Below are 26,589 nucleotides of genomic sequence, written 5' to 3'. Positions count from 1 at the left end.
AGACACAGACTGTGCCCTGGGAAGAACTGGGCACTTCAGGGCGTTTTTGCCCACATATGGGAGGCGGCATGACAGAGACGGCGAGCGGCCCGGCACGAGGTTCCCGCACCAAGGGAGCCAAGTCGACCGCGACCAAGCAGGGTCTGCGCATCGAGCGCATCCACACGTCTCCCGGCGTGCATCCGTACGACGAGGTCGCGTGGGAGCGCCGTGACGTCGTCATGACCAACTGGCGCGACGGCTCGATCAACTTCGAGCAGCGTGGCGTCGAGTTCCCCGACTTCTGGTCGGTGAACGCGGTCAACATCGTCACCAGCAAGTACTTCCGGGGGGCCGTCGGCACGCCGCAGCGCGAGACCGGTCTGCGACAGCTGATCGACCGGATCGTGAAGACGTACCGGAAGGCCGGCGAGGACTACGACTACTTCGCCTCGCCCGCCGACGCGGAGATCTTCGAGCACGAGCTGGCGTACGCCCTCCTGCACCAGATCTTCAGCTTCAACTCGCCGGTCTGGTTCAACGTAGGCACGCCTCAGCCGCAGCAGGTCTCGGCCTGCTTCATCCTGGCCGTCGACGACTCCATGGAGTCGATCCTCGACTGGTACAAGGAAGAGGGAATGATCTTCAAGGGCGGCTCCGGTGCCGGCCTGAACCTCTCCCGCATCCGCTCCTCCAAGGAGCTCCTCTCCTCCGGCGGCAACGCTTCCGGTCCTGTCTCGTTCATGCGGGGCGCCGACGCGTCCGCCGGAACGATCAAGTCCGGTGGTGCGACCCGCCGCGCGGCCAAGATGGTCATTCTCGATGTCGACCACCCCGACATCGAGAACTTCATCGAGACCAAGGTGAAGGAGGAGGAGAAGATCCGCGCCCTGCGTGACGCGGGCTTCGACATGGACCTGGGCGGCGACGACATCACGTCCGTCCAGTACCAGAACGCCAACAACTCGGTCCGCGTGAACGACGAGTTCATGAAGGCCGTCGAGTCCGGCGGGAAGTTCGGCCTCCGCGCCCGTATGACCGGTGACGTCATCGAAGAGGTCGAGGCCAAGTCCCTCTTCCGCAAGATGGCCGAGGCGGCCTGGGCCTGTGCCGACCCGGGCATCCAGTACGACGACACCATCAACCAGTGGCACACCTGCCCGGAGTCCGGCCGGATCAACGGCTCGAACCCCTGCAGCGAGTACATGCACCTGGACAACACCTCGTGCAACCTGGCCTCGCTGAACCTGATGAAGTTCCTCAAGGACGACGGCGAGGGCAACCAGTCCTTCGAGGTCGAGCGCTTCGCCAAGGTCGTCGAGCTGGTCATCACCGCGATGGACATCTCGATCTGCTTCGCGGACTTCCCGACCCAGAAGATCGGCGAGAACACCCGCGCCTACCGTCAGCTGGGCATCGGCTACGCCAACCTCGGCGCCCTCCTGATGGCGACCGGCCACGCGTACGACAGCGACGGCGGCCGCGCGCTCGCCGGTGCGATCACCTCGCTGATGACCGGCACCTCCTACCGGCGCTCCGCCGAGCTGGCCGCGGTCGTCGGCCCGTACGACGGCTACGCCCGTAACGCCGAGCCCCACCAGCGCGTCATGAAGCAGCACTCCGACGCCAACGGCAAGGCCGTCCACGTGGACGACCTGGACTCGCCGATCTGGGCCGCCGCGACGGAGGCCTGGCAGGACGTGATCCGCATCGGTGCGAAGAACGGCTTCCGCAACGCGCAGGCCTCGGTCATCGCGCCCACCGGCACCATCGGTCTCGCGATGTCCTGCGACACCACCGGCCTGGAGCCCGACCTCGCCCTGGTCAAGTTCAAGAAGCTCGTCGGCGGCGGCTCGATGCAGATCGTCAACGGCACGGTGCCGCAGGCCCTGCGTCGCCTCGGCTACCAGCCGGAGCAGATCGAGGCGGTCGTCGCCCACATCGCCGAGAACGGCAACGTGATCGACGCCCCGGGCCTGAAGCCCGAGCACTACAGCGTCTTCGACTGCGCGATGGGCGAGCGTTCCATCTCGGCCATGGGCCACGTCCGGATGATGGCGGCGATCCAGCCGTGGATCTCCGGCGCGCTGTCCAAGACGGTGAACCTGCCGGAGACGGCCACCGTCGAGGACGTCGAAGAGGTCTACTTCGAGGCGTGGAAGATGGGCGTCAAGGCGCTCGCGATCTACCGCGACAACTGCAAGGTCGGCCAGCCCCTCTCCGCGAAGACCAAGGAGAAGGAGAAGGCGGCGGTCACCGCCAAGGCCGAGGACACCATCCGTACCGCGGTCGAGAAGGTCGTCGAGTACCGCCCGGTCCGCAAGCGTCTGCCCAAGGGCCGTCCCGGCATCACCACCTCCTTCACGGTGGGCGGCGCCGAGGGCTACATGACCGCCAACTCCTACCCGGACGACGGTCTCGGTGAGGTCTTCCTGAAGATGTCCAAGCAGGGTTCGACCCTCGCGGGCATGATGGACGCCTTCTCGATCGCCGTCTCGGTCGGTCTGCAGTACGGCGTGCCGCTGGAGACCTACGTCTCCAAGTTCACCAACATGCGCTTCGAGCCGGCCGGTATGACGGACGACCCGGACGTGCGGATGGCGCAGTCGATCGTCGACTACATCTTCCGCCGCCTGGCGCTCGACTTCCTGCCCTTCGAGACGCGTTCGGCACTCGGCATCCACTCGGCCGAGGAGCGCCAGCGTCACCTCGACACGGGTTCGTACGAGCCCTCCTTCGGGGACGACCAGCTGGATGTCGAGAGCCTGGCCCAGTCCGCGCCCGTACAGGTGGAGCCGCTGAAGGCGGTCGCGTCGCCCAAGGCGAGCGTTGCCGAGACGCCGGCTCCCAGGACGGCACACACCTCGGCCGAGCTGGTCGAGATGCAGCTCGGCATCAGCGCGGACGCACCGCTGTGCTTCTCCTGCGGTACGAAGATGCAGCGCGCCGGATCCTGCTACATCTGCGAGGGCTGCGGGTCGACCAGCGGTTGCAGCTGACATCGGCTGACTGAAGCGTGAAAGGGGAGGGGCACCGGCTGCTGAGCCGGTGCCCCTCCCCTCGTGCGTGTCAGGTCTCGCGCGCTGCGGGGCGGGCCGGCGCTCGTAGCGGAGGGGGCGACTTTCCCTGGCCGAGGATCACCGGGCGGGGTGGACGCAGAGGCGGGTACTCGTCGATCAGGTCGTACGGCACGAAGGAGGCGGCGGGACCGGTCGTTCTCAGCTTCCGGGGAGGCGGTTTCCCATGACCGCCGCGAACGAATCAGGGTCACCGTCGAATCCGCGAACGGCCGCGTGGAACCCCCAGGAGCCCGAAGCGTTCCGGGTGAATTCCGCGACGACCGCGGCCGTGGCCGCGGAGACTCCCGAGAAATCGTCCTCATCCAGATTGGTGTAGCCCTCGCGGATCTGCACGGCCGTGTGCTCTATCTGGCCGAAGGTCTTCCGCCCGTCGCGCTGCTGGATGGCCACGCCGACGACGACCCTGGTGTACACGTCCGAGAGCCGGTCCAGCTCGAGGGTCATCACCTCGTCGAAGCCGAAACCCTGACCTGTCCGGCTGTCCCGGTTCAGCGTGATGGTGCCGTCCGGTGAGCGGCTGTCGAAGTGCACGAGGTACGCGGGGCTGCCGTACGGCGCGTCCGACTCGTACGTGGCCGCGATGATGTCGAGGTCGTTGGCGGGCTCGCCGGTCTCGCTCGGGTCCCATTTGACCCTCACTTCGACCTTCTCGATGTCCTTGTTGGGAGTGCTCATCGGACTTCCCTCCTTGCTGCTGGGCCGACGGACCTCTTCCACCCCGATGATGTCCGTAACTGTCCGTGGATCCAACCACGTTGGGTGGGTACGGCGGATTCGGGCCATCGCCTGGCCGAGGATGTCCGGTGCCGCTGACGGCCGGCCGGACGACCGCCCGGAGCGTGACCCGCGCCACCTCCGGCGCCGTACGATGGCCCAGTGCTGGTCAAGTGGATTCGTTGCACCGTGGTGGACCGTCGCGGTTTCGAACGGGGGCAGCGAAAGTGGGCGGGGCTGCTCGGTGAGCCGGGGTTCAGGGGACAGAGCGGCGGGTGGAGCCGGGGGAAGCCCGATGTCGCCCATGTGTTCGCATTCTGGGAGAACCGGGTCTTCTACGACTCGTTCATGGCCCGGGAGCACGACCGGCTGGCTGCTGCCCAGTCCGGGATGTACAAGGACATGCAGGTCAAGCTCTTCGAGTGCCGGTTCGACGTGAAGACCGGCTTCGAGCCGCTCTTCACCGACGCGGACGTGCTGAGGGTGGCGCACAGCCGGGTGTACGAGGATCGCGTCGAGCATTTCGCACTCACGCAGAAGCGGGTGTGGAACCCGGCGATGGCCGGTTCTCCCGGCATGCTCCGCGGGGTGTTCGGAGAAGCGCCGGGACACGAATTCCTGGTGCTGTCCATGTGGCAGTCGAGTGCCGAACGCGGCAAGTACCGGCCGGAGAGCCTCGCGCGGCTGTCCGCACTGGCACAGACGGAGACGGACGTCGAGGCGCTCACCGGGGACGTGGTCCAGCTCGAGGCGTCCTGGACGGTGTGACCGCGCCGCCCCGCCACCCGGCGTTCCCTCGGTCACATACGCCGGATGGAGCCGGTACGACTGCTCGGTCACGCCGGACGGCAATTAGGGTCGGTACATGGCACGACCGCAACGCATAGTTCTCGTCCGGCACGGCGAGTCCGAGGGCAATGCCGACGACACGGTGTACGAACGCGAGCCCGACCATGCGCTGAGGCTCACGGCGACCGGTCTGCGCCAGGCCCGGGAGACCGGGGCGGGGCTGCGCGAGCTGTTCGGGGACGAGCAGGTCAGCGTCTACGTCTCGCCCTACCGGCGCACCCACGAGACGTTCCGGCTGTTCGGCCTCGATGTGCGGCAGGTCCGCATCCGGGAGGAACCACGGCTGCGCGAGCAGGACTGGGGCAACTGGCAGGACCGGGACGACGTCAGGCTGCAGAAGGCCTACCGGGACGCGTACGGGCACTTCTTCTACCGCTTCGCGCAGGGCGAGTCCGGGGCCGATGTGTACGACCGGGTCGGAGCGTTCCTGGAGAGTCTGCACCGCAGCTTCGAGGCCCCCGACCACCCGGAGAACGTCCTGCTGGTCACCCACGGACTGACCATGCGGCTCTTCTGCATGCGCTGGTTCCACTGGTCGGTCGCCGAGTTCGAATCGCTGTCCAACCCGGGCAACGGCGAGACCCGCACGCTGCTGCTCGGCGAGAACGGCCGGTACACGCTCGACCGGCCCTTCGAACGGTGGCGCACCCCCGAGCCGTACGGCAGCACCGGATAGGGTGGCAGAGCGATGACCGTTGACTCCGCTTTTGACCGGCGCTTCGAACGCGCTCTGGCCAGCCTGCGTGGACTGTCCGTGGGAGATGCCCTCGGCTCCCAGTTCTTCGTCCCGGCCAACTACCCGCTCCTCAAGAGGCGAGCCCTGCCGCCGGGTCCCTGGCAGTGGACCGACGACACCGAGATGGCGTGCTCGGTGCTCGCCGTCCTGGCCGCACACCAGCGCATCGACCAGGACGCGCTCGCCCACTCCTTCGCCGAGCACCACGACTTCGACCGGGGCTACGGCCCCGCGGTGAACCGGCTGCTCAGACTGGTCCGGGAGGGCGGTGACTGGCGCGAGCTGGCTTCCGCGCTCTTCAAGGGCCAGGGGTCCTGGGGGAACGGGTCGGCCATGCGCATCGCGCCGCTCGGCGCCTGGTACGCCGACGACCCCGAGCAGGCCACCCACCAGGCCGAGATCTCCTCGTACACCACGCACCAGCACCGCGAAGCCGTCGTGGGCGCCATGGCCGTCGCGGCAGCTGCCTCGCTGGTCGCCTCGCCGGACGGGCCGCCGACGCCCGAGGGCCTGCTCGACGGCGTCGTCGCACTCGTACCGCGCAGTGCGGTGGGTGCCGGGCTGCGCCGTGCACGCGACATGCTCGACTACCGGGACGCCGGAACGGTCGCGGCCGTCCTGGGCAACGGCCGCCGGACGAGTGCGCACGACACGGTTCCGTTCGCTCTCTGGTCGGCGGCACGCAGCCTCGGCGACTTCGAACAGGCTTTCTGGGTGACTGCTCAAGCAGGCGGCGACGTGGACACCACCTGCGCGATCGTCGGCGGCGTTGTCGCCGCGGGCGAGGCAGGCAGTCCTCCGGCCGACTGGCTGGCCCTTACGGAAGAGCCGCCGCACTGGCTGACCCGGGCGCACGCCTGACGGGTCCGCCCGGCCGCTTCCACTTGTCACGGTCCTGCCACAGCAGCCCCCCGGACACCTGGAGACGCCGGGACGGGGCTAATCTTTCGGCCACGCCGCTCTCATTGATCTTGAAGGGCGTGCGCCGATGAGACGCCGGGGCCGGCGCGCCGCCATGTGGCCGTGCGGAAGGACCCCGGTGGGGGGAGGGGTCCCATGTCCGATCAACCGTCCGAGGCAGCCCGCCGGGCCGAGGCGTCACCGCAGCCCGAAGGCGTCCAGGCGTCCAGCACCGTGCCCGAGCGGGCCGACGCGGGGTCTCCCGAGGACGCCGGCAGGCAGAAGGCGGCTCCCCGGGAGCGCGCGCAGACACCGGCAGCGGTTCCGGGCCAGGCTTCCGGCCAGGAACCGCCGGTGCGGCCGGCCTATCTCCAGCCGCCGGCCGACCCCTGGCAGCGGGGCGCGCAGAAGCCGTCCCCCGGTGTGCTGTCCGGACTCCGGCCCTCTGCGCCGCCCGCGATCGGCGCCGCGACGTTCTGGTCGGTCCTCGCCACGGCCCTGCTCAGCGCCTTGCTGCTCGGTGACGGCCTCGGGCTGAATCTTCTGCTGGTCGCCGTGCCCGCGACCCTGGCGGCATTCTTCGCGGCGCGTGAGGCAGGCCGCAGGATTCGCCCGTGGACCGTCACATGGGCGGTCGGAGGCCTGGCGCTCCTGGTGGTCCCGGCGCTCCGGGACGCCGGATGGCCCACCTTCCTCGCCGTGGTGTCGGCACTCGCCCTCGGCTCGCTCGCGCTGCACGGCAGCCGAAGCTGGCCGGGGGTCCTGCTCGGATCGCTGGGGCTGTTCGACTCGGTCCCGGCGGGCGTGCGCTGGGGTCTGCGGGGTGTGCGCGACCGTGCCGACGATTCCAAGGGCCGCGTGCGCACGGCGGTACGCAGCGCTGCGGTGGCCATCGTTCTGCTTGTCGTGTTCGGAGCGCTCTTCGCCAGCGCCGATGCCGCGTTCGCGGACCTCCTGGGCAACCTCCTGCCCGACGTGTCGATCGGCGAGGCGCCGTGGCGGGTCTTCCTGTTCGTGCTCGGGCTCGTCGGCGCCCTTGCCGCCGCGTACACCGCGGCCGCCCCGGTCCGCTGGGACGGCATCACCGTCCGCCCGGGCCCGGCCCGCAGCAGGGTCGAGTGGGCGCTTCCCCTGATCGTGCTCAACCTCCTCTTCGCCGCCTTCATCGCGCTCCAGCTCACGGTCCTGCTCGGCGGGTACGACAACGTCTACGAGGAGACCGGGCTGTACCCGGCCCAGTACGCACGCCAGGGTTTCTGGCAGCTGCTCTGGGCCACGGTCCTCACCCTGATCGTCATCGCGCTCGCGCTGCGCTGGGCCCCGCGGGGCGGATCGCGTGACCGGACCCTGGTCAGGGGCGTCCTCGGTGTCCTGTGCGTGCTCACCCTTGTCGTCGTGGCCTCGGCGCTGCGCCGCATGGACCTCTACGTGGACGCCTTCGGCCTGACGCGGCTGCGGATCTCCGTCGCCGCGGTGGAACTCTGGCTCGGTGTGGTGCTGGTCCTCATCCTCGCGGCGGGAGTGTTCGGCGCGAGGCTGCTGCCGCGCGCGGTCGCCGTGAGCGCCGCTGTCGGTGTGCTCGCCTTCGGGCTGCTCTCGCCCGACGGGCTGATCGCGGAACAGAACGTCCAGCGCCACGACAAGGGCAAGACCATCGACATCGACTACCTCGGAGGCCTCTCGGCCGACGCCGTACCGGCTCTGGACAAACTGCCGGAGCCACTGCGGTCCTGCTCACTGGTGAGGATCCAGCGCGACCTCGTCACCTCGGACACCCCCTGGTACGCGTCGAGCTGGGGCGAGGCGAGGGCCCGGGACATTCTCGAGGAGCGCGTGGTCCAGGACCGGGGCAACGAGTGCGACGGGCTGGGCAGTGACACCAGCGAGCGGGACTACGAGGAGGACGACTCCTACGACCCGTACTAGATAGCGCACGCACTGTGCGGGCCGTCCCTCTCAGGAGCGGCCCGCACAGTGCTGTCCGGCCCTGCTGGGCGTCGGGCCCGCTGGGCATCGGGCCCGCTGGGCGCCGGGCCCTGGGCGTCGGGCCTCGCTAGGCGCCGGGACCTGCCGCCGCGGACTTCCCGCTCAGCGCTTCCAGGTCGCTCTTGCGTACCCGGATCACGAGCGCGGCGGTCAGCAGAGCGAGTGCGACCATGGCGACGGCCGCGGTGAAGGCAGTGGAGATGCCGTGGGTGAGCACGTCGTGTCCCCAGGGAGCGGGCAGTTCGTGCGTCCTGGCGAACTCCGCCTTCTGCTCGGGTGTCGCCTGTGCCATGAAGGACGGAACCTGCTTCTCGGCCTCGTTGCGACTCGCGGTGCCGAAGACCGTCACCAGGATGGACAGCCCCAGCGAACCTCCGACCTGCTGGCTCGCATTGAGGAGGCTGGAGGCAGCGCCGGCCTCGTGCTGAGCGACGCCGGAGACCGCGGTCAGGGTGAGGGTGACGAAGTTCAGCCCCATGCCGAATCCGAAGAGGAACATCGGTCCGAGCACACCGCCCACGTACGAACTGTCCGGTGAGATGAGGGTCTGCCAGAAGAGTCCGATCCCGGTGATCGCCGACCCGGTGACCATGAACGGCTTCGGCCCCAGCACCGGGAGCAGCCGCTGGGAGAGCCCCGCGCCCATGATGATCGCGACCGTGACGGGCAGGAAGGCCAGACCCGACTCGATCGGGCTGTAGTCCAGGACGTTCTGAACGAACAGCACGATGAAGAAGAACATGCCGAACATGGCCGCAGCCAGGCTGAGCATGATCATGTAGGTGCCCGAGCGGTTGCGGTCGGCGAACATCCGCAGCGGGGTGATCGGTTCCCTGGCGCGAGACTCGATGAGCACGAACGCGGCGAGGAGCACCACGGCGGCACCGAAGGACGACAGCGTGAGGGTGTCCCGCCAGCCCGACTCCGAGGCGCGGATGAATCCGTACACGAGCGAGGCCATGCCGAGTGTCGAGGTCAGGGCCCCGGATATGTCGAAGCGCCCCGGGTGCTTCTCCGACTCGTTGATGTACATCGGTGCCAGGACCGCGATCAGCACACCGATGGGTACGTTGACGAAGAGGACCCAGCGCCAGTCGAGCCATTCGGTGAGCATGCCGCCGGTCAGCAGCCCGATCGCCCCGCCGCCCGCCGACACTGCGGCGAACACGCCGAACGCCCGGTTGCGTTCGGGGCCTTCGGGGAACGTGGTGGTGATCAGGGCGAGGGAGGTGGGCGACGCGATGGCGCCCCCGACGCCCTGCAATGCGCGTGCTGCCAGCAACTGCCAGGGTTCCTGGGCGAGTCCGCCGAGGAGCGAGGCAAGCGTGAAGAGCAGGATTCCGGTCATGAAGACCCGGCGGCGCCCCAGGATGTCGCCCGCCCTGCCGCCCAGCAGCAGCAGTCCGCCGAAGGTGAGCGTGTAGGAACTCAGCACCCAGGAGAGGTCGGTCGTGGAGAAGCTGAGCGCGTCCTGGATGTGCGGAAGCGCGATGTTGACGATCGTGGCATCCAGCACAACCATCAACTGACACGCGGCGATGACGGCGAGGGCGATCCCCGGACGCCCTGTCCGGCGTGCCGCGCCGGGTTTGCTCTGTGCTTCTAACTGAGATGTTGTCACTATGGATCCCCCACAAGTGAGTTAGTGAACGAACGCGTTCACTGTCTCGCCAACGGTAGTGAGTCCCCATTAGTGAACGCAAGCGTTCACTGACACTGCTGTCGGCGGGATGCGATCGGGGGTGCTCGTCCTCGGTACCGGGTCCGCTCAGGCCCGCGACGATGTGCGCTTCCCTGTTCCGATGGAGAACTGCTGATGACTTCTTCGCGTCCCACGGCCGCCGCCCGGCCCGGGTCGATGTCCCTGCGCCGCCGCGGGCCGGTGCTCGAACGGGCCATCCTCGATGCCGCGCTCGAGCAGCTGAGCACGGTGGGATGGAGCGGTCTGACGATGGAAGGCGTCGCGGCCGGCGCCCGGACCGGCAAGGCCGCGGTGTACCGGCGGTGGCCCTCGAAGGAGGACCTGGTCGCCGATGCGCTGCGCGCCGGTCTGCCGACCCTCGACGAGGCACCCGACCGGGGAGGGGTCCGCGAGGACCTCTACGAGGTGTGCCGCAGAATGCGCGACGCGATGCTTTCAGGACCCGGCATCGCCCTGAGGTCGGTCCTGCACGAGTGCGACGTGAACGCTGCTGAGCGATTTCAGGCCGTGATCGTCAACGGCATGATCGAACCCTCCACCGAACTCTTCCGGGAAGTCGTTGCCCGTGGTGTCGCCCGGGGCGAGGTGCGACCGGACGCCATGAGCGGGATGGTGCTGGACGTGATTCCGGCCATGATGATGTACCGCACCAAGGTGAGCGGGAGCGAGTGGCCGGACGACGAGATCGCTCAGATGATCGACCAGGTCATGGTGCCGCTGTTCCGCTCCTGACGCCGTCGGCGGATGCCGCTCCGAGGCGTCCGCCCCGTACCGGCCCCGGCCGGGTGCGGGTCCGCCCGTTGTCCGGTGGCCCCGGGGTGTTCTTGCCGTGCCCATCGGCGTACGCTGACAGGCGTCATGCCGTACGAACCGCCCACGCACACCGTCGAGCGCTCACTGCGCGCTACCTCCGGTGCCAGGACCGTCGCAGGTGTCGATGAGGTCGGACGCGGAGCGTGGGCCGGCCCCGTCACCGTGTGCGCGGCCGTCACCGGTCTCCGCAGACCCCCTGAGGGCCTCACCGACTCCAAGCTGATCAGCCCCAAGCGCCGGGCGGAACTGGCCCCGCTCCTCGAGGGCTGGGTCACGGCCTACGGGCTGGGCCACGCGTCGCCGGTGGAAATCGATGATCTCGGCATGACCGCGGCGCTTCGTCTCGCGGCGGTCAGGGCCCTGAATGAGCTGCCGGTGCGTCCGGATGCCGTGATTCTCGACGGCAAGCACGACTACCTCGGACAGCCCTGGAACGTCCGTACGGTGATCAAGGGCGACCAGTCCTGCATCGCTGTCGCTGCGGCGTCGGTGATCGCGAAGGTCCGCCGGGACACGATGATGGCCGAACTGGGAGCGGAATCGGGCGAGTACGAAGACTTCGCCTTCTCCGCCAACGCGGGTTATCCGTCACCGGTGCACCGGGCCGCGCTGGAGGAGATGGGGCCCACGCCTCACCACCGCCTCAGCTGGTCCTACCTCGACGCGCTGCCGAGGTGGCAGCACCTGAAGAAGGTCCGACTCTCCGCCGAGGCGGCTGCACTGGAAAGCGGGGGCCAGCTCGGCTTCGACTTCTGATCGCGCAGGCGTAACTCCCCGGCACACCGCCGGTGTTCGACAGACAACCATTCAAGCGTCTTATCCCCTCCTTGAGGAGCCTCAGATTCCCGAGAGCGTCCAGGGTCCCCGCGCCACTCCGGCCGCCGGCCGTACCGCGCCGACCCCCCGTCCCGTACCTGGCCCGCGTTCCGCGGCCACGCCGCGTCCCGGACATCCGGGCCCCGGCCCCGCGCGGCCCGCGCCCCCGGCGCAGCGCCCGCTTCCCACATCCACGCGTCCCGCCTCGGCTACCGCTTCGGCCGGCGCCCCGGCTCCCGCCCCGGCCGGGCGCAAGCTGCCGGAGAATCGTTCCGCGGCGCAGCTCCAGCTGATCCCGGCCCCGGCCGGCGGCGCGCTCGACGCGGCCGACGAGGCCGTCGACCTGCTCCTGGACTCCGGGCGGGCACCCGGGGACATCCTCGTCCTCACCATGGGTGACAACCACCCCTGGGCCACGCACGAACTCTCCTTCGGAGAGACCGCGTACTGGGCCCAGCAGGAGGCCGGTGAAGATGTCTTCTTCGCCCACACGGCGTCTGTCGACCGCTGTGCTTCCCGTCCCGTGGTCATCGTCGCCGCCAACGGGGACATCGACGACAGTGCCGCCCGTGCACTGTCCGTCGCCCGGGACCGCGCGGGCGCGCTGCTGATCGTGTGCGGAGACCCGCAGAAGATCAACTCCGCGCTCGGTGCGGGCGTCTGAGTCGAGTCGTACGTCAAGTCGTACGTTCGTGGGTCCCGATGGTCCGAAAGGGCTCTCGGGACCCACATTCCGTTTCACCGGGCGGCGGTCCGCCTCAGTGCCTCCGCCGCTCCGCCGCCCGTGCGCAACGGGATCGGATCATGATCGGTGGATGTGTCTGCGAGAGCTGACGGCTGGGACAGCGAACTGGGACGGCGGCCGCCCCGGCCCTCACCCAGGACCTGCCAGCCTCCACGCGTCAGGGTGATGTAGGCCCCGCAGCGAAGCCCGTGCAGCGTGCAGGCATCCCTCAGCCCCCACATCCACGCCCCGTCCTCCTCCGTCCACCGTTCGTCACCCTCGCGGCAGTAGAGCAGCACTGCGGTACGCACCGGGGTGCGGCGGCGCAGATCGTGCGGGATCACCCGGCGAAGATGGGCGAGCACGGCATTACGGAACTCCCATCCGTCCGCCGTCACCGAGGTGCGGCGGGCGAACGAGGCGCTGGCTGTGAGCCGTTCCTCATGATCGAGGACAGCGACCACGGCGGTGGCCGGGGTCGGCCGGTGCCGCGCGTGCAAGCCGCTGACGACCTCGCGCGGGCTGCGCAGCAGGGGTATGCCGGCCGCCGCCCACTCGGCCGGTTCGAGCATCCTGGCAAGGTGGTTGACGGAGTCTGCGGATACCGGGGACGCCGACAGCGATGTGGCTGCGGACGGAGCGAATCCGAAGGTCACGGTCCTCCCTTCGCTACGCGCCCACGGTGCGGGCAGGGTCGAATGAGGGCGCGCCGCGGCACAGCCCTTGCGGGCCCGCGAAAGGACCGTGCGGGGAGCGAGTTCAATTCTTCCTGTCGTATCGGCAGGCGGCAACGAGCAATTGGTGCACCTGACGGGTATCGGCCGGAATGACACGGATATCCCTGCCCATACGGCGCCGGATGAAGCCTTGGGTCATGCCTGGATGGCGAGGACCAGCGGAAACACACCCTCTGCGCCGGCCCGGCGGAGCAGCCGAGCCGCTACGGCGAGCGTCCAGCCGGTGTCGGAGAGGTCGTCCACGAGCAGGACGGGCCCCTTCGCGGCCGCCAGGGCCTCGGCGAGGGAAGGTTCCACGACGAGCGCCTCGTGCAGGGCCTTCACCCGCTGTGCGCTGTTGGTCTGCGAGATGCGGAGGTCCTCGGCGCCGGGCGCGTAGGTCACGCTGCCCAGCAGAGGCATCCTGCCGACCTCGGCGATACGGCTTCCGAGCGAGTGCACCAACTGCGGCCTGCGGCGCGAGGCGACCGTGACGACGCCGACCGGTCTGGCGGCGGCGTCCGGAGCCCCGGAAGCCCAACCACCCGGTCCCTTGGCCCAGTCGGTGATGACAGTGACCACCGCGTTCGACACATCGTCCGGAACGGTGGTGTCCGGGGCCTGTGCTGCGAGCATCGGGCGCAGCCGGTTGCCCCAGCCGATGTCGGAGAGCCGTCCGAGTGCGCGTCCGGTGAAGGACAGGTCTCCCGCGGGGATCCGGCCTTTGAGGTCGACCCCGACCGCCGCCAGCCCTGTGGGCCACATCTTGCGCGGCTCGACCTCCACGCCCGGCCGGCCGAGCTCGCCCCGCGCACCGTCGAGTGCCGCGGTGGAGACCTTGTCGTCGAACCGGGCGCCTGCGCAGTTGTCACAGCGTCCGCACGCCCTGGCCTCCTCGTCGTCCAGTTGGCGTCGGAGGAACTCCATGCGGCAACCGGTCCCCGAGGCGTAGTCACGCATGGCCTGCTGCTCGGCGGACCGCTGCCTGGCGACCCAGGCGTAGCGCTCGGAATCGTAGATCCAGGGCTCGCCCGTGGAGATCCAGCCGCCCTTCACCCGCTTCACGGCACCGTCGACATCCAGCACCTTGAGCATGGTTTCGAGACGGGTGCGCCGCAGATCGACCAAAGGCTCCATGGCGGGCAGCGAGAGAGGCCGGCCGGCCTGGGCGAGGACATCGAGCGTTCGGCGCACCTGCTCCTCGGGAGGGAAGGCGACCGAGGCGAAGTACTGCCAGATGGCTTCGTCCTCCTTGCCCGGGAGCAGCAGCACCTCGGCATGTTCGACGCCACGCCCCGCGCGCCCCACCTGCTGGTAGTACGCGATGGGGGAGGACGGCGAGCCCAGGTGCACGACGAAGCCGAGGTCGGGTTTGTCGAATCCCATACCGAGTGCCGATGTGGCGACCAGGGCTTTTACCCGATTGGCCAGCAGATCGTCCTCCGCCTGCTGCCGGTCGGCGTTCTCCGTCCGGCCGGTGTACGACGCGACCGTGTGCCCGCCCTGGCGCAGGTAGGCCGTGATCTCCTCGGCCGCCGCGACGGTGAGCGTGTAGATGATCCCGGAGCCGGGAAGCTCCCCGAGATGGTCCCCCAGCCACGCCAGGCGATGTGCGGCGTTGGGCAGTTGGAGCACGCTGAGACTGAGGCTCTCCCGGTCCAGCGGGCCGCGCAGGACCAGCGCGTCCGTGCCCGCGCCCGTTCCGAGCTGCTCCGCGACGTCCGCGGTCACACGGGCATTGGCGGTCGCCGTGGTGGCGAGGACGGGGACGCCTGCGGGGAGGTCGGCGAGCATGGTCCGCAGGCGCCGGTAATCCGGCCGGAAATCGTGCCCCCAGTCGGAGATGCAGTGGGCCTCGTCCACCACCAGCAGGCCCGTCGCGGCGGCGAGCGCCGGCAGCACCTGGTCGCGGAAATCGGGGTTGTTGAGCCGCTCGGGGCTGACGAGCAGCACATCCACCTCGCCTGCGGCGACCTCTGCCTGGACGGTCTCCCACTCCTCGGTGTTCGAGGAGTTGATCGTGCGGGCGCTGATGCCGGCCCGGGCGGCTGCGGCGACCTGGTTGCGCATCAGTGCGAGCAGGGGCGAGACGATCACCGTCGGGCCGCTGCCCTGCGCGCGCAGCAGCGAGGTCGCCACGAAGTACACAGCGGATTTCCCCCATCCCGTCCGCTGTACGACCAGGGCTCTGCGCTTGTCGGCGACGAGGGCCTCGATGGCCCGCCACTGGTCCTCGCGCAGGCGGGCAGCGCCGGTGGTGTCCCCGACGAGTCGGGCAAGTACGGAATCGGCCGAGGCCCTGAGCTCTGCGCGGTCTGCGTTGGTCATGCCCCCATGCAACCCGATGCCTGTGACAAACCGCGAACGACCGTGCGGTGCCTGTGGATAAAGTTATCCACAGGGGTCGCGGAAATCGGCTGCCCGCGGGACGGTCGTGCCATGAACAAGCACCGCGAATCCACCGGACCGGCCGACGAGCAGCAGATCACCCTGCGCGGCCCCGCCGAACTTGCCGACGCCCTGCCGTACCTCATGGGCTTCCATCCGAACGACAGCGTGGTCATGGTGGCCCTCCACGGCGGGCGGGGCCGCTTCGGCGGGCGGCTCAGGCTCGGCATCCCGCAATCGCCGACGGAGTGGGCGCCGGTCGCCGACCAGCTTGCGCAGTGCCTGATCTCCGGCAGCGAACGGCGTGACACGCGTCCGGACGCGATCGTCGTCTTTCTCTGCCAGGACCCTGCCGACGGAGAGAGCGGCAACCAGACCATGGAGCGGCTGAGGCCCCTCGCACAGCGTCTGCGCAGGGCCTGCGGGGCACTCGATGTTCCGGTGCTGGAGGCGCTCTGCATCTCCGACGGTCGCTACTGGTCCTACTGCTGCCCCGATGAGCGGTGCTGCCCGGCCGAGGGGAATCCACTGGCACTTCCCGGTACGACCGTGATGGCAGCGGCAGCCGCCTACGCCGGTATCCAGGTGCGAGGTTCGCTGCGGGAGATGGAGGCGCGGCTCTCGCCCTGGGATTCCGCGGCCGCGGCCGCGGCCGCGGCGGAACAGGAGCGGGCACTGGACTCCGCGGGAGCCGCGCTGATGTCCAGGCTCCTCGACGCCGTGGGACGGCGTGAGGTGGCCGCGGAGACTCTGACACTCGCGCGTGCCCTCATGAAGCGCCTCGGAAGTGGGCCGGTGCCCGCTCCGTCGGACGCGGACAGCGGTGATGACCGTCTGATCAGCTCGGAGGAGGCCGCCGCTGTGATTCTCGGGCTGCAGGACAGGGAGACACGGGACAGGGCGGCGGAGTGGATGGAAGGCCCAGAGGCCGAAACGGCTCTGCGGCTGTGGCGGGCACTGGCCCGTCGATGTGTGGGCCCGTACGTGGAGCATGCGGCTGCACCGCTCTCGCTGGCGGGCTGGGTCTCCTGGTCCTCGGGTGATGAACCGGCCGCGAGGGTGGCGCTGGGGCTCGCGCTGCGGGCCGACCCGGACTACACGTTCGCTCAGCTGCTGCACCAGGCGTGCAACGAGGGCCTGGACCCGGAGACACTGCGCCGGTGTCTTCGCAGCGAGCGCAGGGTGCGCTCCGGGCGGGGCGGCGGCCGCAGCGCCGGCGGACAAGTTGCGCGGCGTACGGCGGGACGCACCCGGCAGCAGCAGGCGCGTACCTCGGCCGCACGGCGCAGGAGGACGTCCCCCGGCTCCGCGCGCCCCGGCTCCGCGCGCCCCGGACCGGCGGCATCGTCCCGGCGGCGGGTGCGGGACCTCCAGCGGCAGGGCCGACGTGATACCAGGAGCGGCCGTTGAGGCGGAGCCCCGTCGGGAGGGTGGGCGGTCCGTCCGGAGCGGATACCGAGGCCGAAAGGTGCAGGAGGCCGGGTCGGTCAGGGAACCGGCCGAATGAACGCGAGCGCTTGGCCGGGCGAAGACAGTGGCGCAGTGGCGGAGCGACGGACGGAGGTCCGGCACGGCGAAGGGACTGTTTATCGTCAGGCAGACGACTATGATCTCGGCATGCCGCCCTACGACCCGTCGACCTTCCCGCCCTTCGCTGTCACCGTCGACCTGGTTGTGCTCACGGTGCGCCGTCACGCGCTCTGTGCGTTGGTGGTCCGCCGCGGCGAGCAGCCTTTCCAGGGCAGGTGGGCGCTACCGGGCGGATTCGTCAGAGCCGATGAGGATCTCGCTGCTGCGGCAGCGCGTGAACTCGTCGAGGAAACCGGGCTCTGCGCACACGATCCGGCAGTCCCCGCTGCCGGAAACGGCGCACACCTCGAACAGCTCGCCACCTACGGAGATCCCGAGCGCGACCCCCGGATGAGGGTCGTCAGCGTCGCACACCTCGCGCTGGCACCCGATCTTCCCGCACCTCGCGCCGGTGGTGATGCGAACAGTGCCCGCTGGGCGCCGGTCGAGGACCTGCTCGGCCCCGAAGGAGGCTTCGGCCGGGACGGTGAGCAGTCCGAGCCGCTCGCCTTCGATCACGCACGGATTCTCGACGACGGGGTGGAGCGGGCCCGCTCCAAGATCGAATATTCCTCGCTGGCCACGGCGTTCTGCCCGCCCGAGTTCACCGTCGGTGAGCTCCGCCGGGTCTACGAAGCGGTGTGGGGCGTCGTCCTGGATCCGCGCAACTTCCACCGGAAGGTCACCGGCACGCCCGGTTTCCTGGTTCCCTCCGGAGGGACGACCACCCGCCAGGGCGGGCGCCCCGCGCAGCTCTTCCGGGCGGGTGCGGCCACTGTGCTCAATCCTCCGATGCTGAGGCCCGAGGTCTGACGGCGCGGACGTGTGAAGTCCGGGGCTGCGGAACGCCCGCCGCCTCACTGGTGCGCAAAAAGTCTGAAATGTCGCGTTATCTTGCTGGGGTACCCGCCCCTGCCGCCGAGCGGTCTCACACTCCGCGAGAGAAGCGATGCTCCAGGCCATCGGACTCACCAGCACCCCCCGCCGCGACCTGTCCCCCGCTGTGGACGACCTGACCTTCGAAGCCCCGCCCGGCCGCGTCACCGCACTTCTCGGCGCTCCGGGTTCCGGCAAGACCACTGCTCTGCGTCTGATGCTCGAGCTCGACTCCGGGCGAGGAGTCACCTATTTCCGAGGTCGGCCCCTGCACCGCATCGGCCATCCCGCCCGCGAGGTCGGCGTGCTGCTCGGCGACGTACCCGGCCATCCCGCACGGACCGCCCGCGGACAGCTCCGCATGCTCTGCGCCGCCGCCGGCGTCCCCGCGTCACGAGCCGACGACCTGCTCGAAGTCGTCGGTCTCGCCGGACTGGGGGATCAGCGCCTCGGCACCCTCTCGGTCGGTATGGACCGTCGCCTCGGCCTCGCGTCGGCCCTGCTCGGCGACCCGCACACGCTCGTTCTCGACAACCCCGCCGAGGGACTCTCCCCTCGGGAGAGGAGCTGGTTGCACGGGCTGCTCCGCGCGCACGCGAGCGAGGGCGGCACCGTTCTGCACACCACCAGCGATCCGAAGGAGGCCGCCCGTACCGCCGACCGCGTCGTGACCATCGATGACGGGCGCCTCGTCGCCGACCAGGACGTCGCCGACTTCTCCCACACCAGACTCCGTCCCCGCGTTGCTGTACGGACTCCGCATGCGGCCAGGCTGGCCTCGGTGGTCAGACGTGAGGCGAGGGCCGCGCAGCGTTCCGTCGAGGTGGTCGCCGAGGAGAGCAACCGGCTGTCGGTGTACGGCAGCAGTTGTGCGGAGATCGGTGACACGGCCTACCGTCACGGCGTTCCGGTGCACCAACTCGCCGACGAGACCGGGGACACGGGTCCGGTGTCCGCTTCTGCCGGTGCCGGTGCCGGTGTGCGTGCCGTACCGAGGCCCGCCTCGTCCGTGGCGATCTCGGAGCTCCCCCCGCCGATCCCTGTACGCCCGGCCCGTGGCCCCCTGCGTCCTGTGCGCTACGAACTGCGCCGCCTCCTGGGCGTCCGGACGACGACCATGATCATGGCGGCCGTTCTTGCTGTCTCCGTGGGGCTCTCCGTCCTGCTGGCCCGCTCGGGCCGGGCGCCCCTGCCCGATCTGCTGGTTGCCTGGCCCGACCTGCTGCCTCTGCCTCCCGCCGCGTTCGGCGCAGGTCTGCTCGGTGCGCTGTCCTTCGGCGACGAGTTCCGCTACCCGGCACTCGCGGCGGGGCGCGGGACCGTCCCGCGCCGTCTTGGTCTCCTGTTCGCCAAGCTGGTTGTCTCCGCAGGCGTGGCGGTGTTTCTGGCCACGGCATCCGTGCTCGTGGACGCCGAGGCCCTGCGTCTCGTCTACGGCGGCGACTTGGTCGAGGTCCCCGCAAACGCCGCGCCACTGGCCGTGAGTTGGGCGGGTCTGGCGGTCGGCTGCGCCTGGGCGGGGCTGCTGGCGGCCGGCGTCTTTCGCCTGACGGGCGCCGGAGTTGCCGCAGTCCTCGCTGTCCCGGTCCTCGTCGTTCCCCTCGTGCAGTGGCTGCTCTCGGGTCCGTCCGCCCGTTCGATCGTCGGACTCCCGAGCAGGCTGCGGGAGCTCGCCTGGCTGCAATGGCCCTACGAAACGGACAGGTGGGCGATGGCCGCAGTGCGCGTGGTGACCCAGCCCGTGGGAGTGGCACTTTCCTTGTCGTTGTCCGCCCTCATCTGCGCGTATGTGTTCACCAGCCTTCGAGGAAGGGCCCGTTGGTGACCGAGGGGATTCGTCCTGGAGGCGGGGCGCGGGCAACTCTCCCGAAAATGTGCGATTTCAGCCGATAAGGCGTCAATTGCGAGGTGGGTGCCGATCACCCTTTCGTGTGCTTTTCACCAAAGACCTCAAGGGTCGGCTGAGCCACGCCGACAAATGATGCGTGAGTACCCTTGCGCACACCATGATGACCGCCGCCCGCTCCGCCGATTCCGGCCTCGCCGGCCCGGGCGAACTCGACCGATACCCCTACGGGGAGGCGCCGGCCGGCGAGCGCGCCGCGCTGCGTTCCTGGGGCGGTGCGGATTCCGAATTCGGGCGGGCGAGCCGGCGCGGCACGGCCAGCCGGGGCCGTGGGCTCCATGGCCAACTGGTCCAGCAGCTGGGTCAGATGATTGTTTCCGGCGACCTCGGTGCGGACCGGCCCCTCGTTCCGGAGGAGATCGGTCAGCGATTCGAGGTCTCCCGCACCGTTGTGAGGGAGTCCCTGCGCGTTCTCGAGGCCAAGGGGCTGGTCAGTGCCCGGCCCAATGTGGGCACCCGTGTCCGGCCGGTCAGCGACTGGAACCTTCTGGATCCCGACATCATCGAATGGCGGGCCTTTGGTCCTCAGCGCGACGACCAGCGCCGGGAGCTGGCCGAGCTCCGCTGGACGATCGAGCCGCTGGCCGCCCGGCTCGCCGCGGGGCATGGGCGTGAGGACATCCAGCAGCGGCTCGGCGACATGATCGAGATCATGGGGCACGCGATGGCGCAGGCGGACGGAATCACGTTCTCCCGGGCCGACGCGGAGTTTCATTCCCTGCTCATTCAGGCGGCGGGCAATCGCATGCTCGAGCACCTCTCCGGGATCGTCTCGTCGGCCCTGCAGGTCTCCGGTGGCCCCGTCACTGGCTGTGACCGGCCCGGTGAAGTGTCGCTCGGCCACCATGCGCGCATCGTCGAGGCGCTCGCGTCGGGTGACTCGGCCGGTGCCGAAGCGGCCATGCGGCAGCTGCTCGTCGTCCACCTGGACGTGGAGCGGGTGGTTCCCGCGCCGCGCGAGCACTGACCGCTGTACTGCCGGGGTATGAGAACCGTGTGCCGCCGGACCCCCATGGTCCGGCGGCATAATTATACGGAGATATGACCTCTGGCTACGTTTGTCGCGTATGAGGTGTGACTCGGGCCACGCGGATTGGGCGTAACACTCCTCGAAACAGTGCGATGACTTAAGAGGTGACCGCCGCGGAAGGAATACAGCAGCCACGTAGTGCGCTGTGCAGTTCTGAGGCCAAGCCCGCGCCGTCGGCAACATCCCCAGCCGCCGGTCGTCGGTTCCAGCTCTCTCCAGGGCCGGGCCGGAAGCCGTTTCCATCGTTCCGAGAGGTTGTTCGTGTCGGCCAGCACATCCCGTACGCTCCCGCCGGAGATCGCCGAGTCCGAGTCTGTGATGGCGCTCATCGAGCGGGGAAAGGCTGATGGGCAGATCGCCGGCGACGACGTGCGTCGGGCCTTCGAGGCTGACCAGATTCCGCCAACCCAGTGGAAGAATGTTCTGCGCAGCCTCAACCAGATCCTCGAGGAAGAGGGTGTGACGCTGATGGTCAGTGCCGCGGAGTCGCCGAAGCGCGCCCGCAAGAGCGTCGCAGCGAAGAGCCCGGTCAAGCGCACCGCCACCAAGACTGTCGCCGCCAAGACCGCCGTGACGCGGACCGTCGCGGCCACTGCCGCCCCGGCGGCCGAAGGCGTGGACCCGGCGGCTGACGACGCTGCCGCGGCCGCCCCTGCGAAGAAGACCGCCGCCAAGAAGACCGCGGCCAAGAAGACTGCCGCGAAGAAGACCGTGGCCAAGAAGACCGCGGCGAAGAAGGCCGGCAAGCAGGACGAGGAGCTCCTCGACGGCGACGAGGCGGCCGAGGAAGTCAAGGCTGCCAAGGGCGACGAAGAGGAGGGCGAGGGCGAGAACAAGGGCTTCGTCCTCTCCGACGACGACGAGGACGACGCACCTGCCCAGCAGGTCGCCGTCGCCGGCGCCACTGCCGACCCGGTCAAGGACTACCTGAAGCAGATCGGCAAGGTTCCCCTCCTCAACGCCGAGCAGGAGGTCGAGCTCGCCAAGCGCATCGAGGCCGGCCTGTTTGCCGAGGACAAGCTGGCGAATTCCGACAAGCTCGCGCCGAAGCTCAAGCGCGAACTGGAGATCATCGCCGAGGACGGCCGCAGGGCCAAGAACCACCTGCTGGAGGCCAACCTCCGGCTCGTGGTCTCGCTGGCCAAGCGCTACACCGGCCGCGGCATGCTCTTCCTGGACCTCATCCAGGAGGGCAACCTCGGTCTGATCCGCGCGGTCGAGAAGTTCGACTACACCAAGGGCTACAAGTTCTCCACGTACGCCACCTGGTGGATCCGTCAGGCGATCACCCGCGCCATGGCCGACCAGGCCCGCACCATCCGTATCCCGGTGCACATGGTCGAGGTCATCAACAAGCTCGCGCGCGTGCAGCGCCAGATGCTCCAGGACCTGGGCCGTGAGCCCACCCCGGAGGAGCTGGCCAAGGAGCTCGACATGACCCCTGAGAAGGTCATCGAGGTCCAGAAGTACGGCCGTGAACCGATTTCCCTCCACACCCCGCTGGGTGAGGACGGCGACAGCGAGTTCGGAGACCTGATCGAGGACTCCGAGGCGGTCGTGCCGGCCGACGCGGTCAGCTTCACGCTGCTCCAGGAGCAGCTGCACTCCGTGCTCGACACGCTCTCCGAGCGTGAGGCGGGCGTGGTGTCGATGCGCTTCGGTCTCACCGACGGTCAGCCGAAGACGCTGGACGAGATCGGCAAGGTCTACGGCGTGACGCGCGAGCGCATCCGTCAGATCGAGTCGAAGACGATGTCGAAGCTGCGTCACCCGTCGCGCTCCCAGGTGCTGCGCGACTACCTCGACTAGATCGCGGACAGACGCCGACGCGGGGCCCGGAACCTTCTCAGGTTCCGGGCCCCGCGTCCGTGTGCGGGTGCGGGCGACTGCGGTGCGGATGACGCTGAGTGGGCATCGTTCACCCCGGAGTCAGGAGTCTTCATGCCCCGCTTTGTCGTCCGTGCCGTGCCCGTGGCGTTCGCCCTGGCGGCTGTTGCGGCCGTGATACCTCTCGCCCCCCAGGCCCCTGCCGTGGCGGACAGCATTGTTGTCGGCGGCAGTCCGGCCCGTATCGCGGACAGTCCCTGGACCGTGGCACTGTCCAGCCGTGACCGGTTCGGAGGAACCCGCGACGGTCAGTTCTGCGGTGCGGTGGCGATCGCGCCCGCGAAAGTGCTGACGGCCGCGCACTGCCTGAGGCAGGACGTCCTGGGCGTCGGCGTCTCCCAGGTCCGCGATCTGCGGATCATCGCCGGCCGGGAGGAGCTGAGCGGACCAGGCGGCCAGGAGATCCCGGTGCGTACCGCATGGATCAATCCCGGCTACGACCCGCGCACGAACGCCGGCGATCTGGCGGTGCTGACTCTGGCGGGGAAGCTGCCGGCGAGCAGCGTCATCCCGATGGCCGGAGCTGGGAACGCCGCATACGAGCCGGGCACCGGTGCGAAGGTGTACGGCTGGGGGGACACGACCGGCTACGGCGCGTACGCGTCGGCCCTGCACGCCGCCCAGGTACGTGTGCTGCCGGACAGTGCCTGCGCGCGCGCCTACCCCGGCGGTCTGCACGGCACGTACGACGCCTCATCGATGCTCTGCGCCGGTGATACGGCCGGCGGGCGGGATGCGTGCCAGGGCGACTCGGGCGGCCCGCTGGTGGCCCGTGGGCGGCTCATCGGCCTGGTGTCCTGGGGCAGCGGCTGCGGGAGCCCGGGGAGCCCCGGTGTGTACACGCGTGTCTCCGCGGCGATCCGGTGGATGGCCGCCGGTCAGGACTGACTGCGCGAACACCCCGGACGTACGAGAACGGGCGGCTTCCCCTTACGGGAAGGCCGCCCGTCGGCCGGTCCTGGACAGGCCCCTGGCTCGTCGTGGATGCGAGGTGTCAGTGTTGTTCCTCGTCGGCTGCACTTGCCTGTACGGCGGTGAGCCGATCTGTCTCATCCTGTATTTCCGCGGCGATCTTCTTGAGTTCCGGCTCGAACTTGCGTCCGTGGTGGGCGCAGAAGAGCAGTTCACCGCCGCTGATCAGGACGACGCGCAGATATGCCTGGGCGCCGCAACGGTCACAGCGGTCAGCTGCGGTCAGCGGGCTCGCGGGGGTCAGAACAGTAGTCACGTCGCCTCTTCTCTAGCTCGACGAGCTGTCGTACCAGGGTCAACATCCAACCAGGCCGAAAACGTTCCCGCTCGTGGCTTTTCTTCGAAACTTCTTCTCAAGATGGCTGTCTGTTGCCGGTTGGCGGCGAATGTGCCGTATTGCGGAGCGCTACGGTTTCGCGTTGCTTGCGGTGGGTGGGTCCGCCGGCTGGCTTGCCGGTTGTTCATGAGGACGTGCCCGGAGCCTAAATGGTTCATGCCTCGAAGGGAACGTGATGTGCACGTCACCCTAACGAATGATCGAACGCGTATGCGAGGCTGGACTAGCATAATGATTCCCCCTGGGTGGCGTTACAACCGCTCTACCAGGCCTCGGTAGGCTCTCAGCGGCTACCGAGGCCGAGCCCGTTACCCACTGGGCCCCAAATGAAATTCAGCGAGGAGCGAACCGCGTGACCGCCGATTCCGTGCCGTCCACTGCGCTGCTGACCGGAGCAGGCGGCGCAGACAGGGACAGCTCCAACTACACCGCGCGGCACCTTCTCGTTCTTGAGGGGCTCGAAGCGGTCCGCAAGCGCCCCGGAATGTACATCGGGTCCACGGACAGTCGCGGACTCATGCACTGCCTCTGGGAGATCATCGACAACTCGGTCGACGAGGCTCTCGGCGGCTACTGCGACAGCATCGAGGTCATCCTCCACGACGACAGCTCCGTCGAGGTCCGCGACAACGGTCGGGGTATCCCGGTCGACGTCGAGCCCAAGACGGGGCTCTCCGGCATCGAGGTCGTCATGACCAAGCTCCATGCCGGCGGAAAGTTCGGCGGTGGCTCCTACGCGGCGTCGGGCGGCCTGCACGGCGTGGGCGCCTCGGTGGTCAACGCGCTCTCCGCCCGGCTCGACGTGGAGGTCGACCGCACCAGCTCGACCCACTCGATCAGCTTCCGGCGTGGCGTTCCGGGCATGTTCACGGAGCAGGGGCCGGACAGCCCCTTCGACCCGTCGAACGGGCTGCGCAAGGGGAAGCGGGTCCCGAAGAACCGCACCGGTACCCGGGTGAGGTACTGGGCCGACCGGCAGATCTTCCTCAAGGACGCCAAGCTCAACCTCGAGACGCTGTACCAGCGAGCGCGCCAGACGGCCTTCCTTGTGCCGGGCCTGACGATCGTCGTACGGGACGAGCGCGGCATCGACGGCGAGGGAAAGACGGAGGAGACGTTCCGCTTCGACGGCGGAATCAGCGAGTTCTGTGAGTACCTGGCCCAGGACAAGGCGGTCTGTGACGTCCAGCGCCTGACCGGAACGGGGACGTTCAAGGAGACCGTGCCGGTCCTGGACGACCGCGGCCACATGACGGCGACAGAGGTCACCCGCGAGCTGGGCGTCGACATCGCGCTCCGCTGGGGCACCGGGTACGACACCAACGTCAAGTCTTTCGTCAACATCATTGCCACCCCCAAGGGCGGCACCCATGTCTCGGGCTTCGAGCGCTCCCTGACCAAGACGGTCAACGAGGTGCTCCGCTCCGCCAAGTTGCTGCGCGTGGCCGAGGACGACGTCGTCAAGGACGACGCCCTGGAGGGCCTCACGGCGGTCGTCACCGTACGGCTGGCGGAGCCGCAGTTCGAGGGCCAGACCAAGGAGGTGCTCGGCACCTCGGCGGCCAACCGGATCGTTGCCAATGTGGTGGCCAAGGAGCTCAAGGCGTTCCTGACCTCCACGAAGCGTGACGACAAGGCCCAGGCCAGGTCGGTGCTGGAGAAGGCGGTGGCAGCCGCCCGCACGCGGATCGCCGCCCGCCAGCACAAGGACGCACAGCGCCGTAAGACCGCGCTGGAGTCCTCCTCCCTGCCCGCGAAGCTCGCCGACTGCCGCAGCGACGACGTCGAGCGCAGTGAGCTCTTCATCGTGGAGGGAGACTCGGCGCTGGGTACGGCCAAGCTCGCCCGGAACAGTGAGTTCCAGGCGCTGCTGCCGATCCGCGGAAAGATCCTCAACGTTCAGAAGTCGTCCGTCTCGGACATGCTCAAGAACGCCGAGTGCGGCGCCATCATCCAGGTCATAGGAGCGGGGTCCGGACGGACCTTCGACATCGACGCCGCGCGCTACGGCAAGATCGTCCTGCTGGTGGATGCCGATGTCGACGGTGCCCACATCCGGTGCCTGCTGCTCACGCTCTTCCAGCGCTACATGCGGCCCATGGTCGAGGCCGGGCGGGTCTTCGCGGCGGTGCCCCCGCTGCACCGGATCGAGCTGGTCCAGCCCAAGAAGGGCCAGGACAAGTACATCTACACGTACTCCGACAACGAGCTGCGGCAGACGCTGCTGGAGCTGCAGCGGAAGAACGTCCGGTACAAGGACTCGATCCAGCGCTACAAGGGTCTGGGCGAGATGGACGCGGACCAGCTGGCGGAGACCACGATGGACCCGCGCCACCGCACACTGCGCCGGATCAACATCGGTGACCTCGAATCCTCCGAGCAGGTCTTCGATCTGCTGATGGGCAACGAGGTCGCGCCCCGCAAGGAATTCATCACCAGCTCGGCGGCCACGCTCGACCGCTCGCGCATCGACGTCTGACCGGGTCCACGTCCGAACGGGTCCACCCGTGGGTGGAGGAAGCTTCTCCACCCACGCTCAACCCCTGAGCCGATCCCCTGATCCCCGTGCTTCCGTAGCGTCGAAGGCCTCGAACCTTCCCGCCCGTCGG

General features: G+C 69.1%; 20 protein-coding genes. 15 read left to right on the top strand and 5 right to left on the bottom strand.

The features are described 5' to 3' along the window. The first annotated feature begins 68 nt into the window (after nt 1–68). The gene (locus OG257_RS10485) at nt 69–2,978 is read left to right on the top strand and encodes a vitamin B12-dependent ribonucleotide reductase (protein WP_329206731.1); all 2,910 of its coding nucleotides are present in this window, start codon (nt 69–71) and stop codon (nt 2,976–2,978) included. Between the two features lie 219 nt (nt 2,979–3,197). Here OG257_RS10485 and OG257_RS10480 read toward each other — a convergent pair whose 3' ends face one another. Then, nucleotides 3,198–3,734 (bottom strand): TerD family protein, encoded by a 537-nt coding sequence (locus tag OG257_RS10480; protein WP_329206730.1) that lies wholly within the window; start codon nt 3,732–3,734, stop codon nt 3,198–3,200. Nucleotides 3,735–3,935: 201 nt separating this feature from the next. Between OG257_RS10480 and OG257_RS10475 the strand changes: the two genes are divergently transcribed. The 4 genes from OG257_RS10475 to OG257_RS10460 all read left to right on the top strand — a co-directional run bounded on the left by OG257_RS10475 (nt 3,936) and on the right by OG257_RS10460 (nt 8,184). Next, nucleotides 3,936–4,541, top strand: coding sequence for a YdbC family protein (locus OG257_RS10475; RefSeq protein ID WP_329206728.1), 606 nt, complete (start codon nt 3,936–3,938; stop codon nt 4,539–4,541). 97 nt (nt 4,542–4,638) lie between these two features. Continuing rightward, the gene (locus tag OG257_RS10470; RefSeq protein ID WP_329206726.1) at nt 4,639–5,298 is read left to right on the top strand and encodes a histidine phosphatase family protein; all 660 of its coding nucleotides are present in this window, start codon (nt 4,639–4,641) and stop codon (nt 5,296–5,298) included. Between the two features lie 12 nt (nt 5,299–5,310). Next, on the top strand, nt 5,311–6,219 hold the full coding sequence (locus OG257_RS10465; RefSeq protein ID WP_329206725.1) for an ADP-ribosylglycohydrolase family protein: 909 nt from the start codon (nt 5,311–5,313) through the stop codon (nt 6,217–6,219). A gap of 195 nt (nt 6,220–6,414) precedes the next feature. Further along, nucleotides 6,415–8,184 (top strand): DUF4153 domain-containing protein, encoded by a 1,770-nt coding sequence (locus OG257_RS10460; RefSeq protein WP_329206723.1) that lies wholly within the window; start codon nt 6,415–6,417, stop codon nt 8,182–8,184. Between the two features lie 127 nt (nt 8,185–8,311). Here OG257_RS10460 and OG257_RS10455 read toward each other — a convergent pair whose 3' ends face one another. Next, nucleotides 8,312–9,865, bottom strand: coding sequence for an MFS transporter (locus tag OG257_RS10455; protein WP_329206721.1), 1,554 nt, complete (start codon nt 9,863–9,865; stop codon nt 8,312–8,314). A 195-nt stretch (nt 9,866–10,060) separates the two neighbouring features. Here OG257_RS10455 and OG257_RS10450 point away from each other — a divergent pair, with 195 nt between their 5' ends. The 3 genes from OG257_RS10450 to OG257_RS10440 all read left to right on the top strand — a co-directional run bounded on the left by OG257_RS10450 (nt 10,061) and on the right by OG257_RS10440 (nt 12,239). Further along, on the top strand, nt 10,061–10,678 hold the full coding sequence (locus OG257_RS10450) for a TetR/AcrR family transcriptional regulator (protein ID WP_329206719.1): 618 nt from the start codon (nt 10,061–10,063) through the stop codon (nt 10,676–10,678). Between the two features lie 126 nt (nt 10,679–10,804). Continuing rightward, nucleotides 10,805–11,515: a ribonuclease HII gene (locus OG257_RS10445; protein WP_329206717.1), complete on the top strand. Its 711-nt coding sequence runs from the start codon at nt 10,805–10,807 to the stop codon at nt 11,513–11,515. A gap of 49 nt (nt 11,516–11,564) precedes the next feature. Continuing rightward, entirely contained in the window at nt 11,565–12,239 is a 675-nt protein-coding gene (locus tag OG257_RS10440; RefSeq protein ID WP_329215014.1) for a hypothetical protein, read from the top strand. A 74-nt stretch (nt 12,240–12,313) separates the two neighbouring features. On the opposite strand, the gene OG257_RS10435 is transcribed toward OG257_RS10440, so the two are convergent. Next, nucleotides 12,314–12,955, bottom strand: coding sequence for a hypothetical protein (locus OG257_RS10435; protein ID WP_329206716.1), 642 nt, complete (start codon nt 12,953–12,955; stop codon nt 12,314–12,316). Nucleotides 12,956–13,171: 216 nt separating this feature from the next. Beyond that, a complete protein-coding gene (locus tag OG257_RS10430; protein ID WP_329206714.1) occupies nt 13,172–15,343 on the bottom strand; it encodes a RecQ family ATP-dependent DNA helicase in 2,172 nt (723 codons plus the stop codon). A 111-nt stretch (nt 15,344–15,454) separates the two neighbouring features. On the opposite strand from OG257_RS10430, the gene OG257_RS10425 reads away from it, so the two are divergent. The 6 genes from OG257_RS10425 (at nt 15,455) to OG257_RS10400 (ending at nt 23,559) form a co-directional block, all read left to right on the top strand. After that, nucleotides 15,455–16,813, top strand: coding sequence for a DUF4192 domain-containing protein (locus OG257_RS10425; RefSeq protein ID WP_329206713.1), 1,359 nt, complete (start codon nt 15,455–15,457; stop codon nt 16,811–16,813). 207 nt (nt 16,814–17,020) lie between these two features. Then, nucleotides 17,021–17,785, top strand: a complete 765-nt coding sequence (locus OG257_RS10420; protein ID WP_329206711.1) for an NUDIX hydrolase — start codon at nt 17,021–17,023, stop codon at nt 17,783–17,785. Nucleotides 17,786–17,921: 136 nt separating this feature from the next. Then, nucleotides 17,922–19,673, top strand: a complete 1,752-nt coding sequence (locus OG257_RS10415; RefSeq protein WP_329206710.1) for an ATP-binding cassette domain-containing protein — start codon at nt 17,922–17,924, stop codon at nt 19,671–19,673. Nucleotides 19,674–19,854: 181 nt separating this feature from the next. Then, complete coding sequence (locus tag OG257_RS10410; RefSeq protein ID WP_329206709.1) at nt 19,855–20,721, top strand: FadR/GntR family transcriptional regulator; 867 nt, start codon at nt 19,855–19,857, stop codon at nt 20,719–20,721. 324 nt (nt 20,722–21,045) lie between these two features. After that, the gene (locus tag OG257_RS10405; RefSeq protein WP_329206708.1) at nt 21,046–22,593 is read left to right on the top strand and encodes an RNA polymerase sigma factor; all 1,548 of its coding nucleotides are present in this window, start codon (nt 21,046–21,048) and stop codon (nt 22,591–22,593) included. A gap of 132 nt (nt 22,594–22,725) precedes the next feature. Continuing rightward, a complete protein-coding gene (locus OG257_RS10400) occupies nt 22,726–23,559 on the top strand; it encodes a S1 family peptidase (RefSeq protein ID WP_329206707.1) in 834 nt (277 codons plus the stop codon). 106 nt (nt 23,560–23,665) lie between these two features. On the opposite strand, the gene OG257_RS10395 is transcribed toward OG257_RS10400, so the two are convergent. Continuing rightward, nucleotides 23,666–23,899, bottom strand: a complete 234-nt coding sequence (locus OG257_RS10395; protein WP_014153643.1) for a DUF7455 domain-containing protein — start codon at nt 23,897–23,899, stop codon at nt 23,666–23,668. A 433-nt stretch (nt 23,900–24,332) separates the two neighbouring features. Here OG257_RS10395 and OG257_RS10390 point away from each other — a divergent pair, with 433 nt between their 5' ends. Continuing rightward, nucleotides 24,333–26,459 (top strand): DNA gyrase/topoisomerase IV subunit B, encoded by a 2,127-nt coding sequence (locus tag OG257_RS10390; protein WP_329206706.1) that lies wholly within the window; start codon nt 24,333–24,335, stop codon nt 26,457–26,459. The last annotated feature ends 130 nt before the right edge of the window (nt 26,460–26,589 follow it).

Source organism: Streptomyces sp. NBC_00683, from assembly GCF_036226745.1.
Lineage (GTDB): Bacteria > Actinomycetota > Actinomycetes > Streptomycetales > Streptomycetaceae > Streptomyces.
The sequence above is the reverse complement of the archived record's forward strand: the minus strand, read 5'-3'. Positions and strand labels throughout refer to the sequence as shown.

Coding starts and splice junctions, on each gene's coding strand:
- OG257_RS10485 (WP_329206731.1), top strand. CDS start 69: ATGACAGAGACGGCGAGCGGCCCGGCACGAGGTTCCCGCACCAAGGGA.
- OG257_RS10480 (WP_329206730.1), bottom strand. CDS start 3,734: ATGAGCACTCCCAACAAGGACATCGAGAAGGTCGAAGTGAGGGTCAAA.
- OG257_RS10470 (WP_329206726.1), top strand. CDS start 4,639: ATGGCACGACCGCAACGCATAGTTCTCGTCCGGCACGGCGAGTCCGAG.
- OG257_RS10465 (WP_329206725.1), top strand. CDS start 5,311: ATGACCGTTGACTCCGCTTTTGACCGGCGCTTCGAACGCGCTCTGGCC.
- OG257_RS10460 (WP_329206723.1), top strand. CDS start 6,415: ATGTCCGATCAACCGTCCGAGGCAGCCCGCCGGGCCGAGGCGTCACCG.
- OG257_RS10450 (WP_329206719.1), top strand. CDS start 10,061: ATGACTTCTTCGCGTCCCACGGCCGCCGCCCGGCCCGGGTCGATGTCC.
- OG257_RS10445 (WP_329206717.1), top strand. CDS start 10,805: ATGCCGTACGAACCGCCCACGCACACCGTCGAGCGCTCACTGCGCGCT.
- OG257_RS10430 (WP_329206714.1), bottom strand. CDS start 15,343: ATGACCAACGCAGACCGCGCAGAGCTCAGGGCCTCGGCCGATTCCGTA.
- OG257_RS10425 (WP_329206713.1), top strand. CDS start 15,455: ATGAACAAGCACCGCGAATCCACCGGACCGGCCGACGAGCAGCAGATC.
- OG257_RS10420 (WP_329206711.1), top strand. CDS start 17,021: ATGCCGCCCTACGACCCGTCGACCTTCCCGCCCTTCGCTGTCACCGTC.
- OG257_RS10415 (WP_329206710.1), top strand. CDS start 17,922: ATGCTCCAGGCCATCGGACTCACCAGCACCCCCCGCCGCGACCTGTCC.
- OG257_RS10410 (WP_329206709.1), top strand. CDS start 19,855: ATGATGACCGCCGCCCGCTCCGCCGATTCCGGCCTCGCCGGCCCGGGC.
- OG257_RS10400 (WP_329206707.1), top strand. CDS start 22,726: ATGCCCCGCTTTGTCGTCCGTGCCGTGCCCGTGGCGTTCGCCCTGGCG.